Source organism: Coleofasciculus sp. A1-SPW-01, from assembly GCF_040217205.1.
GTDB classification, from domain to species: Bacteria; Cyanobacteriota; Cyanobacteriia; order Cyanobacteriales; family Coleofasciculaceae; genus Coleofasciculus; species Coleofasciculus chthonoplastes_A.
The window spans coordinates 157,374-173,460 of sequence record NZ_JAVJNP010000090.1; the positions used below are offsets into that span (position 1 = coordinate 157,374).

Consider the following 16,087-nt stretch of genomic DNA (forward strand, 5'->3'; position numbering starts at 1 on the left):
ACCCTAAGACATAAATTTGGTTAAGTTTGAAGTTTGGAGTTTGTAGTAAGGGCTTTAGCCCGTTATAAGTAGTGGCGTAGTACATAAGCTGTCATGCAATTAAATTGGGTAAGCTGTCACGCATTTAAATTGGGAATGGGTAGCGAGCAAGATGCAAAGCCTGCGGCATGGCTTCGCTTAACGCACTACAAGGATTTCGCAATTCTTGACATTATGGTTTAAATGCCGAACAGCTTATTAGTAACGAGCCAGACTACAAACTTATCGAATTTCCCCCCGCCAATTCATTTCCTGTTGGGCTGAGTTTCCCGCAAAGGAACGAGTCGCGACTAACTCAATTTCGATCGCGACTCCAGGACGCAGGTATTCGGCTTCTATGGGGAGTTTGCCGATTTCTAGCGTGTAGCGGTTGTTATGGCGAGTGACAAGTTCGGCTGGAATAATTCCTTCATACCGGGTTCTGTAATTATAGAAGCGACGGAAGCGATCGCCTGAATTGGCGGTGCGGTATTTTAACCAGAATTGGGTGTCTAACAAGTCGGACTTTCCGGCTAAGTCCACCACACTAAAGGTTAACGCTGAACGATTTCCGGCAAAATCTGCCCGCGTCAGTTGGGTTGCTTCCTGTTTCAGAAGTGCATTGGTGACAACAAATTGCATCAAATTCCCCTGTTGTGACATTGTGCCATCAAACCAGACTTCTTTGGGCAAAGATACATCGATGCGTTGATCAGATTTAAGACTCAGGGATATCGGTTGATTATAAAAATCGGTAATCGCCCGGTCTGCATTCCAGACTAATTCAAAAGACCGTTCTAAGCGTCCAACAAACTCCCGATACTGGTTGGCAATAATTGAATTAGGTGCGAGTAAAGCGGTTGCACTACTACGAGTTTGCCATTGATTCACAGAGAGTGCGATCGCGCCGTTTTGCAGTTGAGGTAGAGTAACCGTAGCGGTGGGTTTGTCTGGGGGTAATGCTTCACTCCGATTAATTAAACTCAGTGTCCCCATGCTTCCGTCTTTTCCGTCTTGACCATCTCGACCATCTTGACCATTGTCACCCTCTTCGCACTCGAATCGCTCAGTTTCACAGTCTTCGTCACCATCGTCTGACTTTTTGGTACAGGTTTCTATCTCCCAACTTCGGTCATCACAGTCACAGCCATCCCCCCCATCAGCGCCGCGTCCAGAACGTCCTCCACGTCCGCCCTGGGAACGCACATAGATTTGTTTCAAATCCTCTCGATTCGTATAATAAACCGTCAACGACCCGCCATTTCCACCATCTCCGCCATTTCCACCATTTCCACCATCGCCCCCATCTGCGGCTTGGAGATCATACTCAACCTTTCGCGGCTGTCGGGAACAATCTCCATCCTCACCCCGTTGTCCATTATTGCCATCACCACCATTTCCTCCCGACAACTCTAGATTAATTGGAGAACCATCCACAAAAATTGTCCGATTTTCCCCATCTCTTCCCCGTCTCCCCGCACGTCCATCTGTACCATCTGTACCATCTTGTCCAAAGTCTCGTTCTGGATGACGACTCCACGCAACTAAGGGACAGAAGAGGGAGTTTGAGGTGTGAGGAAAAACAAAGGAGAATGTCAGAGTTAGTAGAATGAGTGATAGCTTCCCAGAGACATGCATTAGCATCGATAGAATTCTGCAATCTGGGAAAAAAATTCCCTAGTCAAGGGATGACTAGAGTGTAGGGGGATTAGTTCCGGATTGACTCTTCACGACCTTCGAGGAAACCGGATTTGTAGGGGCGGGTTTAGGGACTACTGTTGATTGTTTTCCCTAACTTGGCTACAAAACCCGCCCTTTTTTAATCGTGCTATTCCCTATTACCTATTCCCTATTCCCTGACAAATGACAAATGACGCTCTACCTAATGAATCACAGGTAACTCAATTTCAAAGGTTGTTCCTTCACCTTCGACTGAATGACAGTGGATTTTACCGCCATGTTTCTCCACCACAATTTTATAGCTAACTGATAACCCTAATCCTACGGCTATTCCCACAGATTTGGTCGTGAAAAATGGGTCAAAAATTTCTTGTTGTACTTCCTGACTCATGCCACAACCATTATCAGTAATGCGAATCATTACAACATCTCGTGTTTTTTGAGATGTGTTGACTGTTAATCCGGCGCTGCGCTCAAGGACATGAATTTGACTATTCACTTCTTCCTCACCTTCTCTATCTCCTTCATTTCCTCCTCTGATCATTTCCCCCTCTCCTTCCTCTCCAACTTGGGGTGAAACCGGGCGACTGATCAATCTGGTGTCAATGGTAATAATACCCGGTAATTTCTTCATATCTATCGCATCAATAGCATTGTTCAATATATGAATAAACACCTGATTCAACTGACTAGCATAACCCATTAAACTAGGCAAATTATCATGGTTTTGAATTACCCGAATCTCTGGCTTTTTCCCTTGGGGCTTGAGCCGATGCTGTACCAGTAATAAGGTTGAATTAATCATTTCCTGGATGTCAATCATCCTTTGATCCAGTTCATCCAATGTCGAGAAATTCCGCAGCGCTTGCAGCGATAGCGTGACATCCATTAGACGTTCCGCACCTATATGAATCGAGTTAAACATTTTTTGCCAATCTTGGGCAATAAACTCTAAATCAATCTGTTCTAGTAACTGCTGAATTTCTAACGTAGGTTTAGGACAAGCTTGCTGATAGAGGTGCAGCAGGTCGATCAGATCGCGGAAATATGATCGACCTAGAACAATATTGCCACAAATCCAGGTGATCGGATTATTAAACTCCTGAATTAATGCTGTTGCCATGCGCCCTAGGCTAGATAATTTCTCAGATTGAATCAGTTTAAATTGGGTTTTTTTCAACTCCGCCAATGCCTGTTCTAATTGAACATTAGCCGCCTCTATCTGAATAGAATTGCTAATATCTTGAAACACCAAAACTGCCCCAATTACCTTATTTTGTTTATCGTGAATGGGTGTTACAGTACCGCCAATGGGAATCCTTTTAGTTTGTCTGGAAATCAAGAGACTATCTTTGGGTATTGAAAAGGGAAAATTGTTTTCCATCGCTGTTCTTAACGGCAGGTTTACCGATTGCCTTGTGTTTTGAGTAAAAAGTTTAAACACCTCACTTAAATCTTGATCAATTGCCTCAACGAACTGCCATCCCGTAAACATTTGTGCAACTTCGTTGAGAAAGCGAATGTGACATTGAGTATCCGTGACAATCACACCATCCCCCATTTCGCGGAGAATCGTGGTTAGTAATTGTTCGCGGGAATAGCGATGTAAGGCAATATCAATAGTGACAAATAATTCCCGTTCTTTAATCGGTTTTAAAATGTAACCAAAGGGATACGATACTTTGACTCGTTCTAATGTATTCAGATCAGAATGTCCGGTGACATAAATCACGGGAATTGAAAGACGTTCCCAAATAACCTGTGCTGCTTCAATTCCATCCATATTTCCCTGGAGGAAAATATCCATTAACACTAAGTTAGGACGGAGGGTTGTCGCCCTTTCCACTGCCTTCTCTCCCGATGTCGCGATCGCGCAAACACAATGCCCAAATAATTCCAACTGTTCTTTCAGGTTGATGGCGATAATTCGCTCATCTTCGACGACGAGAATATTTATCAGTTTTTCAGAGATGTTTTTGGCTAATGTTTTCATGGCAACCACGAGAATTAAATGAATTATTTAGGGCAATAAACCATTGAAAAAAACGAAGCGAGTATAATCAAGGACAAAGAATAAGGGACAAACGACAAATGACAAATGACTAGACTAATTATTCGGGGAAGGGTAAAACCACTGTAAACCTTGTACCAATACCCAAAACACTTTCCACTGACAATGTTCCCCCATGTAAATCAACGGCTTTCTTGACGATGGCTAACCCCATCCCTGAACCTCGAACTGTCCCTGTATTACTGGCGCGGCGGAATGGCTCAAAGATACAAGGTTGATCCTCTGGTGGAATGCCAATTCCGTTATCTTTTACCTCGACTGTCAGCCGATCATCTTCACAGGTTAGCGTTAGATAAACAGAACTGTTTTCTGGAGAATATTTCAAAGCGTTGGTGAGTAAATTTCTCACAATCAGTTGCAGGATTTTTTGATCCAGATAAGCGGTTTGACTTGTGCCGCAACTGCTCCAGGTTATTTTAGCTTGATCACTGGCAATAAGTTGGTATTCGTCGATGAGTTGTTGACAGAAAAGGTTTACATCTAAAGGCATCGGATCAAGGAGCAGTTGACCCGCTTCGGCTTGCCCAAAGGTTAATACATCTTCCAGCAATCCTACCATATATTTTACCGCCTGTTTAATTCGCTGGCAATTGACTCGCTTATTCTCTGAGCGAACCGATGAACTATCGGTTTCGATCAGGAAGGTTGAGGCTTGAATAATCGAAAGCGGGGTGCGGTATTCATGGGAAACCGTGTGAATAAATTGCTGTTGGAACTGGTTAAGTTGTTGTTCCTGAGCTAACTGCTGGCGTAGCGCGGCTTCAGCTTGTTTGCGATCGCGTATATCTTGGAACACCAACACCACCCCCGCTAGATCCCCCTGGTTATCCCAAATCGGTGCAGCACTGTCTGCGATCACGATTTGTTGACCTGTCTTGGTAATTAGGACATGATCATCGGTACGATCAACCAGTCTATCTTCTTTGAATGCCAACGTCACTGAGTTATTCACAGGCTGCTGGGTTTGCACATCAATGATTTGAAAGACATCCTTCAACTCCCGATTCTTCGCATCGGTAAATTGCCATTCGGTTAGCAATTCCGCCACCTGATTCATACACTGAATCCGACAATCTTGATCGACTACAATTACGCCATCGTCAATTCCCCACAGCACTGCACTCAAAAATTGGTCCCGTTTATAGCGCTGCAAGGCAACTTCAATGGCTACGGATAATTGCTGTTCATTCACGGGTTTGAGGATATAGCCAAAGGGTGCCGTTACCTTTGCCCGTTTTAAGGTAATTTTATCGGAATGTCCGGTTAAATAAATTACCGGAATTTGCCACTTATTCCAAATTTGTTGCGCCGTCCAAATTCCATCCATGTCCCCCTGTAACCAGATATCCATCAGCACTAAATCGGGATGAAGTTCCCCGGCTTTGGTGACAGCTTTTTCCCCAGAGGCGGCAATTCCAACGACAACGTAACCTAAAGCTTCTAGATTTTCCTTTAGGTTCAGAGCAATAATTCTCTCATCTTCCACAACCAGAATTCGAGCCATTGTTGCTGTGTCAATTTCCGATAAATATTGTTCACTGATCATGATCATGCTCCACTTCCATCTCTTGGGATTGTAAACTGGGTATAAAAATTGTGAAGATTGTCCCGTCGCGATCGCTCGTGACATCAATCTCGCCCTGGAGTCGATGCACTAACATTTTCGTCACGGTTAATCCTAAACCAGTTCCTTCTTGTTTCCAGGAATAGGAACTCGGAATGCGATAGAATGGCTCAAAAATTTTCTCTCGTTCATCCAGGGGAATTTCTACCCCAGAATTACTCACCTGAATCTCGACAGTAAAATTTTTAGTCCAAAACCCGTCTCCCTGACGTAGAGACGCGCCATGGCGCGTCTCTACATTACCATCTCCCAAAGCCCCCACTGTTACCCCAATATCCTCCCCGGCTGGCGTGTATTTAAATGCATTATTTAGTAATTCTGTCAACATCCGAGTCAAACTCAACCGATCTGAAACCAGGGGGGGTAAATTCGGATCAATATCAATATGCAACCGTTGCTGCTGAAACTGCGCCCAGGCTTCAAAGGGTTTAATCAACTCAGGCATCCAATCGGGGAATTGAATCAATGTTAATTGTAAGGGATGAACTTCTGTTTCAATCGCACCGATATCCAGCAAATCGTTAACCAGCTTCAGTTTCTGATTACACTGCTCCTGGACAATCCCCCAATAACGAGCAATCACTGTGGAATTAGAACGGATTTGTGAACTTAATAAACTCTGTTGATCTAAAATGGTTTCCAGAATCCGAACTGCCAATTTAATCTTTGCCGGAGACGTGGGCAATTCTAATGACGTTTTAGTTAAACTCTCATCGTGGAACAGATCTAGACATTGCAGTTCAGCAATATCATACTCTAATTGTCGGGCGCGTTCCATGGCGCGATTCTGTTCTTGGGCTAAACGTTGTCGTGTCGCATCTCGAAACACCAAAACCATACCCTCGATCGCACCATCGTTATTTTTAATCAGAGCCAGGCTATCGGCAATAGGGATTGGCTTTCCTTGCTTGGGGAGCAATAAAATCTGCTTTTCTAAATAAATAATCGTATCTTGTTCTAGAACATTTTTCAGGACATCCTCAACAGGCTGTCGAGTTTGTTCATCGACAATATTAAAGACTTCGGTGAATTTCTGGTCTTTGGCTTCAGCCAATTGCCAACCCGTTAAGGATTCCGCCACCTGATTCAGAAACTTAACCTGACCCTCTTTATCGGTAACAATTACTCCATCTCCAATCCCTCTGAGAATGGCGCTAATTAATTGTTCTCGTTCATATCGCTTGAGTGCCGTTTCAATTGCTACGTAAAGAGCCTGTTCTTTAACGGGTTTGAGGATGTAGCCAAAGGGAGCCGTAATTTTTACCCGTTCTACCGTACTTTGATCCGAATGTCCGGTGACATAAATTGTGGGAATTTTCAGGCACTCCCAGATTTGCTGCGCGGCTTCAATCCCATCAATATTGCCTTTGAGCCAGATATCCATCAACACTAAATTGGGACGGAACTCAGTGGCTTTTGCAATCGCTTGTTCTCCCGACGCTGCGATTGCAGGTACGGTATAGCCGAGGGATTCTAAGCTTTCTTTCAGATTAATCGCGATAATTCTCTCATCTTCAACGACGAGAATTTTTTTGGTTTCTTTTAAGTTCGGAGGTGGTTTTGAAAACATCATCGGGTAATCCTTAATTCTAGACATTATCAAGTTCTGAGTTTATTGCTAAAGGTAATCCTAAATTCAGTTCCGGAGTCACAATTTAGGTCTAAGGTTCCATCGATCTGATCGACCAAGCCTAAAACCAGGGTTAATCCTAATGAAGTAGTTGTTTCAATATCAAATGATTTTTGGATTCCCACACCGTTATCCCGGACAAGCAGGGTGAGTAAGTTATTATCCGGATTTCGTTGAAATTTAATCTCTATTTCTCCCTGCTGATCCTCTGGAAAAGCATATTTCAGCGTATTAGACACCAATTCATTTAAAATTAAGCCACAGGGAATCGCTGTGTCAATGGGGAGATCAATATCCTCAACCTGATAGGAAATGCGAACTCGACTGGAACTGATGCTATAAGAATCAAATAAATGAGTAATTAAATCGGGAACATATTGGGCAAAATCAATCTGAGCTAAATTATCAGACCGATATAACTTTTCATGCACCAGGGCAATCGAGGCAATGCGATTTTGGCTGTCTTGCAAAACCAACGCTACGTCTTGATATTTAGTCCGCCGCGACTGCATTTGCAGCAGACTACTGACAATTTGCAAATTATTTTTCACCCGGTGATGAATCTCTTTGAGCAAGACCTCTTTTTCTTTGAGGGAAGCTTGGAGTTCCTCTTTAGTTTGCTTTTGTACGGTAATATCTTGTTGAACAATAACCATGACGGTGCCATAGTCGGGATGCTCAAAACGAGACGTTATCGCTTTACCCCAGAAGGGAGTTCCATCTTTTTTTACATTATGAATTTGGCAGGTATATTCAGCATTTGCCTTTGCCATAATTTTTTGAGTAATTAGCTGTCGAACTGGCTCGACGCCAATTTGATTATTTTCATAGTCAATAATCGTCACAGGTTGGTTGTTTAGTTCACCGGGTTCATAACCAAACATCTGCTCAAATTTTGGGTTAGCATAAACGATTATGCCGTCATTCGCTCTAACCAAACAAATACCTTCTTCGATGTTTCGATTAATCACCGCCTGTAGGTTTATATCTTTTTCTGTTTGTTTGCGATCGCTGATATCCACGAAATAACCAACAACCTCAATCGGTTCACCCGTTTCATCTCGAATTAACCTCCCTTCATCCAACAGCCAGTGATAGGTTCCATCGGCGTGCATAAAACGGTATTCAAAGGAATAATTTCCCTGATTTAATTTCCGGGGTAATTCCTGGAGAATCGAGTCAATATCCTCAGAATGGATATGATTTAACCATAAATCTGACCCATTCAAAAATTGCTCTGGGGTGTAACCCACAACATTGACAACATTGTCACTGATATAAGTCAGTTTATAATTCGGCTCAGGCTGGGTGCTAAAAATCACCGCAGGGCTGGAGGTGAGGAGATATTGCAGATATTGCTGAGTTTGCCGCTCAATCTCGCTCAGATTCTTAACAACGTGTAATGTGCCTAGGGTCTCTCCTTGGTCATCCCGGATACTGTGAAACGTGAATTGGTACTTATTGCGATCGCGCTTACTATCGCCAAATTCCTGAATGACTGTAAACTCTTCACCGCGTAGCGCCCGTCCCAAAATGTCCTGTGCCTTTGCTTGTCCATTCGGTAAATGGCTCAGGGATTCTATCAAACTTGTACCGATGTCAATATCTCGCCCAAAAATCTTAATGAATTCGGTTTTATACGCTTGATTAAAGGCAATATAGCGCCAGTTCAAATCCAGCGCCGTCATCATATCCGTGGTGTTCTCTAGAATCCCTTGCAGCAGGAATGGATTGTCTTGTCTGAGCTCCCTGATTGCTGGAGGGCCAAGTCCTATATCTGGCAAGGCGTCTACGTCTAGGTTTAGCGCCCGCAACTCCACCTCAGCCCGGTGTAAGCGATCGCCCAGATCCTGTATTTCTTGTTGGAGTTTTTCTTTTATTTGCTTATTCATATCTGTCTTTAACTGACATGGACTTTTTCCGTTAAATTGAGGCTTGAATTTGTTATAGTAAGGCTTTTGCTTTTTATACGTTAAACCTAGCAAACATTTGATCATTAAAACCTGATCTTAACAATAGTTGACGAAAATAAGTTTTAACTAATAAATAACCAAAAAATTTACATTTGATTAAATCTGAAATGTAAATTTATCGTGAATATATAGCGCTCCCAAATCTCCGGTGGAACCTCTGGGAGCTTATCATCCCTTCAAGCCAGACTTTCTCGCCATCAGTCCCAACAATAAAATGCCTGCGATTGTTGACCCCGAAGGAATTGAGGGTCAACCCCTATCTCTATTCGAGTCAGGTGCAATGGGAGCTGTATCTAGCTGACAAAACCGGACAATTCATTTCCAAACAGCCACGCGATCGCTATGCTGCAATATAGAACCCCATCCGCCACGTAACGGAGTAGAGTAGATGGGGGGGTATTGGTTGTTCAGTCAATTAACAAGTGAGGTTTACTAATGGCATATAGCAGTTTTACCTTAGCTAAAGTTAAGGAAGATTTTGGCTTAACCGTTGATGAAACGCAAAACCTGTTCGCTGATGTCCCAGGTATTCAACCCTCAGAACTTTTAACACTAAATTTAGCTGAGTCTATCGCTCTAGCGACAGCCATTGATACCGAAAAAGCCCGTTCTGAATTTATTATTGCTCCGGTTTTATCGGAAGTTAGGCGACAGGTTAACTATCAAATCAGTTTATTCTCTGGCACAGATTTTAATGTCGATATCGAAAAAGGATTACAAGGCTATTGTGACTTTATTCTGAGTTGTTCAGCAGAACAATTTTATATCAACGCTCCAGTAATTACAATCGCCGAAGCCAAAAATGAAAAAATCCCATCAGGATTTGGTCAATGTATTGCCGAAATGGTCGCCGCCCAGATATTTAATCAAAGAGCCGGAAATAAAATTGATAAAATTTATGGTGCTGTAACAACGGGGACGGTTTGGCGGTTTTTGGTCTTAGAGGAACGTACCGTATTGATTGATCAGTTAGAATATTATATTAAGGAAGTCGATAAGATTTTGGCAATCCTCTTACAACCCATTCAAGCTTATTTATCCAAAAGCACCGGAGGAAATGAGATATGTTAAAAAATCTCACTATAAATAATTTTCGCTGTTTCAAACATTTTGAGCTTCAGCAGCTAGGTAGAGTTAACTTGCTTGTTGGCAAAAACAACAGTGGGAAGACGTCAATACTAGAAGCGATTCAACTTCTCTGCTCCAAGGGTAATCCTGAACCATTACTTGACGCAATGACTAACAGAGGTGAATATTGTTGGAGTGATGACATTAGCAGAGGCAGAAGGGAGCGTGAACTTGATATCTGCCATCTTTTTCACGGTCATGAAATTGAATTAGGTAGTGAATTTTTAATATTGGCTTCAAATGATAATATTGAAAATAAACTTTTCGGATCTATAGGCAAACAATCGATTTATTCCAAGGCAGATTCGGAGATTGAGTCTGATGAATCTACAAGTGTCGTTGAAGAGTTTCCAGATAACTTAATAGAATTTGTCATTAAAATTACGTGGACTGATGGCAATAAGCCAGAAATATGGAAACGCACTTTGTCTGCTAATGGAGGACTATCGGAAGATTATATTCGTCGATGGCGAGTTATAGGTAAGCCATCAAAAAATGCCGCAAAAACTCAATATATTACATCATCATCTTTAACAACAACCAACATGACTGAGTTGTTTGATCAGGTCGTCTTGACACCAGAGGAAACGCTTGTATATCAAGCACTTCAGACGATTGAACCTAAAATTGAGCGCCTTGCTTCTATTACGTCTGAAAGCCACAGATATTCAGAGTCTCGTGGTGGATTTGTCCTGCGTCTTGCTGACAGTGATCAGCGTGTTCCGATTGGCAGTATGGGGGATGGAATATGGCGGATGTTGGGTCTAGCATTATCAACGGTATGTGCTAAGGGTGGAGTATTGCTGGTTGATGAAATTGATACCGGGCTTCATTTCACAGCGATGGAAGATATGTGGAAACTGATTTTGGAAACGGCTAAAAAACTAAATGTCCAAGTTTTTGCGACTACTCATAATAGTGATTGTTGGACTAGCTTGGCTAGCATTGCGAGTCAGGAACAGGATACTGAAGATGGAATTACAATTCAACGAATAGAACCAGGAAAAGAAATAGGTGTCGTTTTTACTGAACGTGAGATGGTTATCGCGGCTCAACGAGGGATTGAGGTACGTTAGAAATGGCAAGCAAGTATTATCCAAAGAAGCTTATTGTAGAGGGAAAGCAGGATCAACGAGTTATACCACAACTCATTGAAGCGAATGGAATTCCTTGGGAAGAGATAGGGAAAAAAGTTCCCTACATCGAACCCTTTGGCAGTGACGAATTTATTGATGCTGATATAATCTCTACAGAATTGAAAGCGTCTGGATTGACAACATTAGGATTAATCGTGGATGCAGATGATAATTTATCGGCACGCTGGAACAGTAAGCTGTTCGGCATTTAAAGCTTAATATCAATAATAGCGAAATCCTTGTAGTGCGTTAAGCGAAGCCATGCCGAAGGCTTTGCATCTTGCTCGCTACCCATTCCCAATTTAAATGCATGACAGCTTATCAGAAATGCCTGCTTAAAAAGTATGCCTAACTTTCCAGAACAATTGCCAAAAACTGGATTAATCCATAGTACAAATGGAATTAAATTTGGTGTATGGATTATGCCCGATAACCAAAAGTGCGGAATGTTAGAGACATTTTTAGCCTACATGATACCCGATGAGAATGAACCATTTTGGCAATACGCTCAAGAAGTCGTCACAGAAGCTAAACATCGAGGCGCACCCTTTATAGATGCTCATTTGGATAAAGCAAATATCTACACCTGGTTAGCATGGCAAAAGCCACCCGGACGACAATTGCATAATGCTATCATAGAGCGTATTTTGAATCCCCAGCATTCCCAAGCTCAACCCTTTATGACTTGGTTTAAGAACTTGTACGACCTGTAATTTTACAATTTTTTAGGACTTACCCCTGAAAAATTATCGCCATCGGAGACATTACTGTCTGAGTATTTCACTCAACATACTTTTTCACGATAAATGAGGCATCCTCTTGATGAGAATGTCTCAACTCTTGAGATTTATTGACAGCAGCTTTCATATCATCATAAGGACCTGCCCAGAGGTAAGACCTCATTAAGTGATCATCACCAGCCAGTGACCCATAAACCGTATAATAAACCCCATAAAGCGTATTTTGATCCGAGTCAATAACTTTTCTAAGCATAAGAGTTCCTCGATTGGACTTTCACACGAAATCGAATCGTAGTTTGCTGGATAAGACTGTATGATGCCTAACATCGTAAAGTCAAATGTAGTGCGGCTGATTTCCCCGATCGACTCATCTGACTGTTTGTAGTCAGCGCTTTAGCGCTTCTGCCACTAAAGTGCCTACTACAAAACCAACTGCGCCAATTCCTTTTAAACTAAGATGAGAATTCCCCCATCCCATCATGTCCCCAACCATTGCCTTAATTGCCCACGATCGCAAAAAAGATGATATTGCTAACTTTGCTAAACAATACACCCCCATCCTCTCCCGTTACCGCTTAATCGCCACCGGAACCACCGGACAACGCATTCATGACCGGAGTAAGTTAGAGGTTGAGTGTCTATTGTCGGGTCCTTTGGGCGGAGATGCCCAGATTGCGGCGGAAGTGGCGACAGGTGAGGTGATTGCGGTGATTTTCCTCATCGATCCCCTCTACGCTCAACCCCATGAGCCGGACATTCAGGCATTGTTACGCATCTGTAATGTTCACAACGTCCCTCTGGCTACTAATCTTGCCACGGCTGAAGCAATTATCGCCAATTTTGCCAAAAATCGCTTTGCTTACCTGATTTTTAACCCCGTTTCGGGTCAAGGCAACGCCGAGAAGGATTTAACGCTGATTCAGCAGCTTTTAAAACCCCAACTGCATCTCGATATTCACCTAACGACGCCCGATCGCTCTTCAGCAGAGTTGGCGCAAGAGGCGATCGCATCCGGTGCAGATCTGATTATCGCATCGGGTGGAGACGGCACCATTTCGGCTGTCGCAGGTGCTTTGATTGGTAGCCAGATTCCCTTGGGGATCATCGCCAGAGGTACAGCTAATGCTTTTGCGGTGGCGTTAGGGATTCCCACAAATATTCGCGCCGCCTGTGAACTGATTTTATCAGGCATTACCCGGGTAGTTGATGCCGCACAGTGCAATCAGCATCCGATGATTTTGCTGGCTGGAATTGGCTTTGAAGCTGAAACCGTGGAACGAGCGGATCGAGAGGCGAAAAAACGCTTGGGCGTCTTAGCTTATATTTTGGCAGGGATGCAGCAACTCAACGAACATAGTGTGTTTGAGACAGAATTAGAGATTGCCGGGATTACCAGTCAATGTCAAGCCGCCGCCATCACCATCGCCAATGCAGCACCGCCAACCTCTCTAATGGCACAGGGGATGGGACAAGTGATTGCCAATGATGGGTTATTGGAAGTCACGATTAATACTCAAAACACCAAAATCGAAGCCATGGATGCGATCGTGGATTTACTCGGTGCTGCATTAATGCGGAGAGCTGCCCGTCGAGAGGATACAATTTGTTTACGAACTGGACAAATTAAGGTCAACACTAACCCTCCCCAAAAAGTGGTTGTCGATGGGGAAATTATTGGCACAACTCCAGTCACGATTGAATGTATTCCCCAGGGATTAACCGTCATTGCTCCCTTGGAAGCATCCAAGCCTGCCGATGAACAACCACCTGTCACTGAACCAGAGCTAATACCAGGAGTCACTGATGAGTAATCAGCACGATCTCGATCAACGCAAACTTTTATCCGCCCTATGCCATGGCTCGATATTGTTGAGTTCAGCGATTTTATCGGTTGCGATCCCGATTGTGATTTTGTTGGTGACGGATGATCCGATTGTTAAGGCAAATGCCAAAGAATCTCTAAATTTTTACATTAATCTCTATATCTATGCTTTTATTTTTGTTCTGCTAATCGTTGTCGTAATTGGTGTCCCCTTACTGATTCTGTTAGGTTTGGTCAGTCTAATCATGCCGATTATTGCTGTGATCAAGGTTCTAGATGATCCCAACCAACCCTACCGCTATCCGTTTATTTTCCGCTTGGTGTAGGTGATGACGATTGGGAAACGTCTTTGGTATCCTCCACCCTCTACCTTAGTCTTCTCCACCCAGGAGATCCATGTCTGGCGGGCGGATTTGAATCAACCGATCGCACAGATCGAGAGATTAGCACAACTCCTTTCCCAGGATGAACAGCAACGGGCAAAGCGATTCTACTTTGAGCGCGATCGCAACCATTTTATTGCAGGTCGGGGGATTTTGCGGACAATCTTGGGTCGCTATTTAAATCAACCGCCTGATCAAATCCAGTTTGACTATAGTCCCCGTGGCAAACCCACTCTGGCAACGAGCAACCCCAATCAAACATTGGGTTTTAATCTGTCTCATTCTCATGGATTAGCCTTGTATGCTCTATCCTCAACTCTTAAACTGGGGATCGATCTTGAATATCGACGTCCGATGCCCGATGCTGAGAAACTAGCACAACGTTTCTTTACGCCAAGAGAATATACTGCTATTCGGACTCTGGCTGGGGATCAGCAACAAACAGCTTTTTTCAATGGTTGGACACGCAAAGAAGCCTATTTAAAAGCAACTGGTGATGGGTTAGCCAAGTTGTCAGAAATTGAAGTCGCTCTGATGCCAGGAGAAGCGGCTAAACTGCTGAGTATCGCCGGAGACGCTAACGCGGCGTCTCATTGGTCACTTTTTCCCCTAACCCCAGCATCGGACTATGTGGCTGCTGTTGCGGTATTCGGGCAGAATTGGCAGATCAAATGTCTTGAGTTTGAACCTTAACTTCCTGGACACTTCAAGTGACCTGTAGGGGCACGATAATATCCATTGGTGTCAACTTAAGCTCAACCCCTCTCCCCCAGCCCCTCTCCAACCCCCCTCGTTCCCCCCTACAAGAGGGGGGATGACAGAGGATGCTTCGCTTTTTTTGCAAGGGAGAGGGGAGTAAGAGCATCCGATCCCCCTTCTCCCCACGGTGGGAGAAGGGGTTAGGGGATGAGGGGGAAAATGTCAAGGAGTAGATAGCCACAGTTTAAAACCTTGCCAGCATTGACTTTCACCTTAAGTTGACACGGATGGATAATATCGTGCCCTTACACCATTTAGGGTAAGGGCAAAGGACATAAACGAATGACATAAACGAATGACAAATGACTTAAACTAATTCAACGCGATCGCAGATTGTTTGACCAAACAGCGAGTCTTGCTCAACTTGTGGCGGGTGAGGTGGAGCCACTAGAATTACAGAATGATATTGAGAGACGATCACCTCTGGATCAAAAATAAATTCACTATAGTCAGCCAAATCATCCAATCCCAACACATTTAAAACGATCTCGGATAAAACCCAAGTCGTCACTTTGAAACATGCCTTTTTCCACTGCTTATGCCTATTCATCTGTTTTAGGCTCCTGCGATCGGTGGTTGAGATTTCGCCTTCTGGCTCAAAGATTGGTGTTTAGAGCAGTACCATCACTGTTCGCGGCTCAATCCCTACTGGTACATTCAGTGCGATTACCTTGATTTCAGCAATCTTTACAAAAACTTGTCCAGAACTTACGCATTCCTTTATCTGTAGAGACTGAATAATTGTGTCGAAGGCTACACATCTTAACTACACCCTGTTTCCTGCGTTAGTTCCTTGTTGATGCCAAGCCCTAAATACTCACAACTTGGCTTTCATTCAATACCCTAACTAAAGTTATGTAAAGCATCACACCTTCAACCTGGCGCTTTAAGTAAAGTTTTGATGAAATTTAGCGTGGGGAGATAAAAATCAGCAATACCCTGCTAGTCGCCAGGGTTCCCAGGGAGATGGGGTGAGGGGGTGAGCTGACAGGTGTAGGTTTTTTATTTAAGGGTGGAGACAAGACAAGGGGACAAGGAAGGAAAGAAGACAAGGGGGAAAAACCGTACAGAATTCGGTTCGGTCAAACTAACTTCTAAAAGCCGAAACGCCCTATTTTTCGTT

General features: G+C 43.5%; 12 protein-coding genes and 2 pseudogenes. 7 read left to right on the top strand and 7 right to left on the bottom strand.

What is annotated here, in order from left to right; translation table 11 throughout:
- Nucleotides 1-261: 261 nt before the first annotated feature.
- The 5 genes from RH949_RS14160 to RH949_RS14180 form a co-directional block, all read right to left on the bottom strand.
- Complete coding sequence (locus RH949_RS14160; protein ID WP_446353924.1) at nt 262-1,662, bottom strand: collagen-like protein; 1,401 nt, start codon at nt 1,660-1,662, stop codon at nt 262-264.
- 238 nt (nt 1,663-1,900) lie between these two features.
- Nucleotides 1,901-3,691 (bottom strand): ATP-binding protein, encoded by a 1,791-nt coding sequence (locus RH949_RS14165; RefSeq protein ID WP_446353926.1) that lies wholly within the window; start codon nt 3,689-3,691, stop codon nt 1,901-1,903.
- A gap of 118 nt (nt 3,692-3,809) precedes the next feature.
- Complete coding sequence (locus RH949_RS14170; protein WP_446353928.1) at nt 3,810-5,315, bottom strand: ATP-binding protein; 1,506 nt, start codon at nt 5,313-5,315, stop codon at nt 3,810-3,812.
- Nucleotides 5,305-6,966, bottom strand: a complete 1,662-nt coding sequence (locus tag RH949_RS14175; RefSeq protein WP_446353930.1) for an ATP-binding protein — start codon at nt 6,964-6,966, stop codon at nt 5,305-5,307. The genes RH949_RS14170 and RH949_RS14175 overlap by 11 nt, the downstream gene beginning before the upstream one ends.
- Before the next feature lie 26 nt (nt 6,967-6,992).
- On the bottom strand, nt 6,993-8,915 hold the full coding sequence (locus RH949_RS14180; protein WP_446353932.1) for a PAS domain-containing sensor histidine kinase: 1,923 nt from the start codon (nt 8,913-8,915) through the stop codon (nt 6,993-6,995).
- Nucleotides 8,916-9,153: 238 nt separating this feature from the next.
- Here RH949_RS14180 and RH949_RS14185 point away from each other — a divergent pair.
- The 4 genes and pseudogenes from RH949_RS14185 to RH949_RS14200 form a co-directional block, all read left to right on the top strand.
- Nucleotides 9,154-9,337: pseudogene (locus RH949_RS14185) on the top strand (glutathione S-transferase family protein); the annotation flags it as partial.
- A 94-nt stretch (nt 9,338-9,431) separates the two neighbouring features.
- On the top strand, nt 9,432-10,067 hold the full coding sequence (locus RH949_RS14190) for a hypothetical protein (protein WP_006101961.1): 636 nt from the start codon (nt 9,432-9,434) through the stop codon (nt 10,065-10,067).
- Complete coding sequence (locus RH949_RS14195) at nt 10,061-11,200, top strand: AAA family ATPase (RefSeq protein ID WP_446353935.1); 1,140 nt, start codon at nt 10,061-10,063, stop codon at nt 11,198-11,200. Before RH949_RS14190 ends, RH949_RS14195 begins: the two co-directional genes overlap by 7 nt.
- A gap of 2 nt (nt 11,201-11,202) precedes the next feature.
- Nucleotides 11,203-11,973, top strand: a pseudogene (locus RH949_RS14200) (DUF3226 domain-containing protein).
- 67 nt (nt 11,974-12,040) lie between these two features.
- On the opposite strand, the gene RH949_RS14205 reads toward RH949_RS14200, so the two are convergent.
- The gene (locus RH949_RS14205; RefSeq protein WP_044207863.1) at nt 12,041-12,253 is read right to left on the bottom strand and encodes a hypothetical protein; all 213 of its coding nucleotides are present in this window, start codon (nt 12,251-12,253) and stop codon (nt 12,041-12,043) included.
- Nucleotides 12,254-12,479: 226 nt separating this feature from the next.
- Between RH949_RS14205 and mgsA the strand changes: the two genes are divergently transcribed.
- The 3 genes from mgsA to RH949_RS14220 are packed head-to-tail and all read left to right on the top strand — an operon-like array spanning nt 12,480 to nt 14,898.
- Nucleotides 12,480-13,811, top strand: a complete 1,332-nt coding sequence (gene mgsA, locus RH949_RS14210; RefSeq protein ID WP_446353937.1) for a methylglyoxal synthase — start codon at nt 12,480-12,482, stop codon at nt 13,809-13,811.
- Nucleotides 13,804-14,148: a DUF4870 domain-containing protein gene (locus tag RH949_RS14215; protein WP_006101976.1), complete on the top strand. Its 345-nt coding sequence runs from the start codon at nt 13,804-13,806 to the stop codon at nt 14,146-14,148. The genes mgsA and RH949_RS14215 overlap by 8 nt, the downstream gene beginning before the upstream one ends.
- Before the next feature lie 3 nt (nt 14,149-14,151).
- Nucleotides 14,152-14,898 carry a 4'-phosphopantetheinyl transferase family protein gene (locus RH949_RS14220; RefSeq protein WP_446353940.1) on the top strand — a complete coding sequence of 249 codons (747 nt, stop codon included), beginning with the start codon at nt 14,152-14,154 and terminating at the stop codon, nt 14,896-14,898.
- A gap of 373 nt (nt 14,899-15,271) precedes the next feature.
- Here RH949_RS14220 and RH949_RS14225 read toward each other — a convergent pair whose 3' ends face one another.
- Complete coding sequence (locus RH949_RS14225; RefSeq protein WP_446353942.1) at nt 15,272-15,475, bottom strand: hypothetical protein; 204 nt, start codon at nt 15,473-15,475, stop codon at nt 15,272-15,274.
- Between the last annotated feature and the right edge of the window lie 612 nt (nt 15,476-16,087).

Bases quoted from the DNA above. Each gene is read 5' to 3' on its own strand.
- RH949_RS14160 (WP_446353924.1), bottom strand. From the start codon at position 1,662: ATGCTAATGCATGTCTCTGGGAAGCTATCACTCATTCTACTAACTCTG.
- RH949_RS14165 (WP_446353926.1), bottom strand. From the start codon at position 3,691: ATGAAAACATTAGCCAAAAACATCTCTGAAAAACTGATAAATATTCTC.
- RH949_RS14170 (WP_446353928.1), bottom strand. From the start codon at position 5,315: ATGATCAGTGAACAATATTTATCGGAAATTGACACAGCAACAATGGCT.
- RH949_RS14175 (WP_446353930.1), bottom strand. From the start codon at position 6,966: ATGATGTTTTCAAAACCACCTCCGAACTTAAAAGAAACCAAAAAAATT.
- RH949_RS14180 (WP_446353932.1), bottom strand. From the start codon at position 8,915: ATGAATAAGCAAATAAAAGAAAAACTCCAACAAGAAATACAGGATCTG.
- RH949_RS14190 (WP_006101961.1), top strand. From the start codon at position 9,432: ATGGCATATAGCAGTTTTACCTTAGCTAAAGTTAAGGAAGATTTTGGC.
- RH949_RS14195 (WP_446353935.1), top strand. From the start codon at position 10,061: ATGTTAAAAAATCTCACTATAAATAATTTTCGCTGTTTCAAACATTTT.
- RH949_RS14205 (WP_044207863.1), bottom strand. From the start codon at position 12,253: ATGCTTAGAAAAGTTATTGACTCGGATCAAAATACGCTTTATGGGGTT.
- mgsA (WP_446353937.1), top strand. From the start codon at position 12,480: ATGTCCCCAACCATTGCCTTAATTGCCCACGATCGCAAAAAAGATGAT.
- RH949_RS14215 (WP_006101976.1), top strand. From the start codon at position 13,804: ATGAGTAATCAGCACGATCTCGATCAACGCAAACTTTTATCCGCCCTA.
- RH949_RS14220 (WP_446353940.1), top strand. From the start codon at position 14,152: ATGACGATTGGGAAACGTCTTTGGTATCCTCCACCCTCTACCTTAGTC.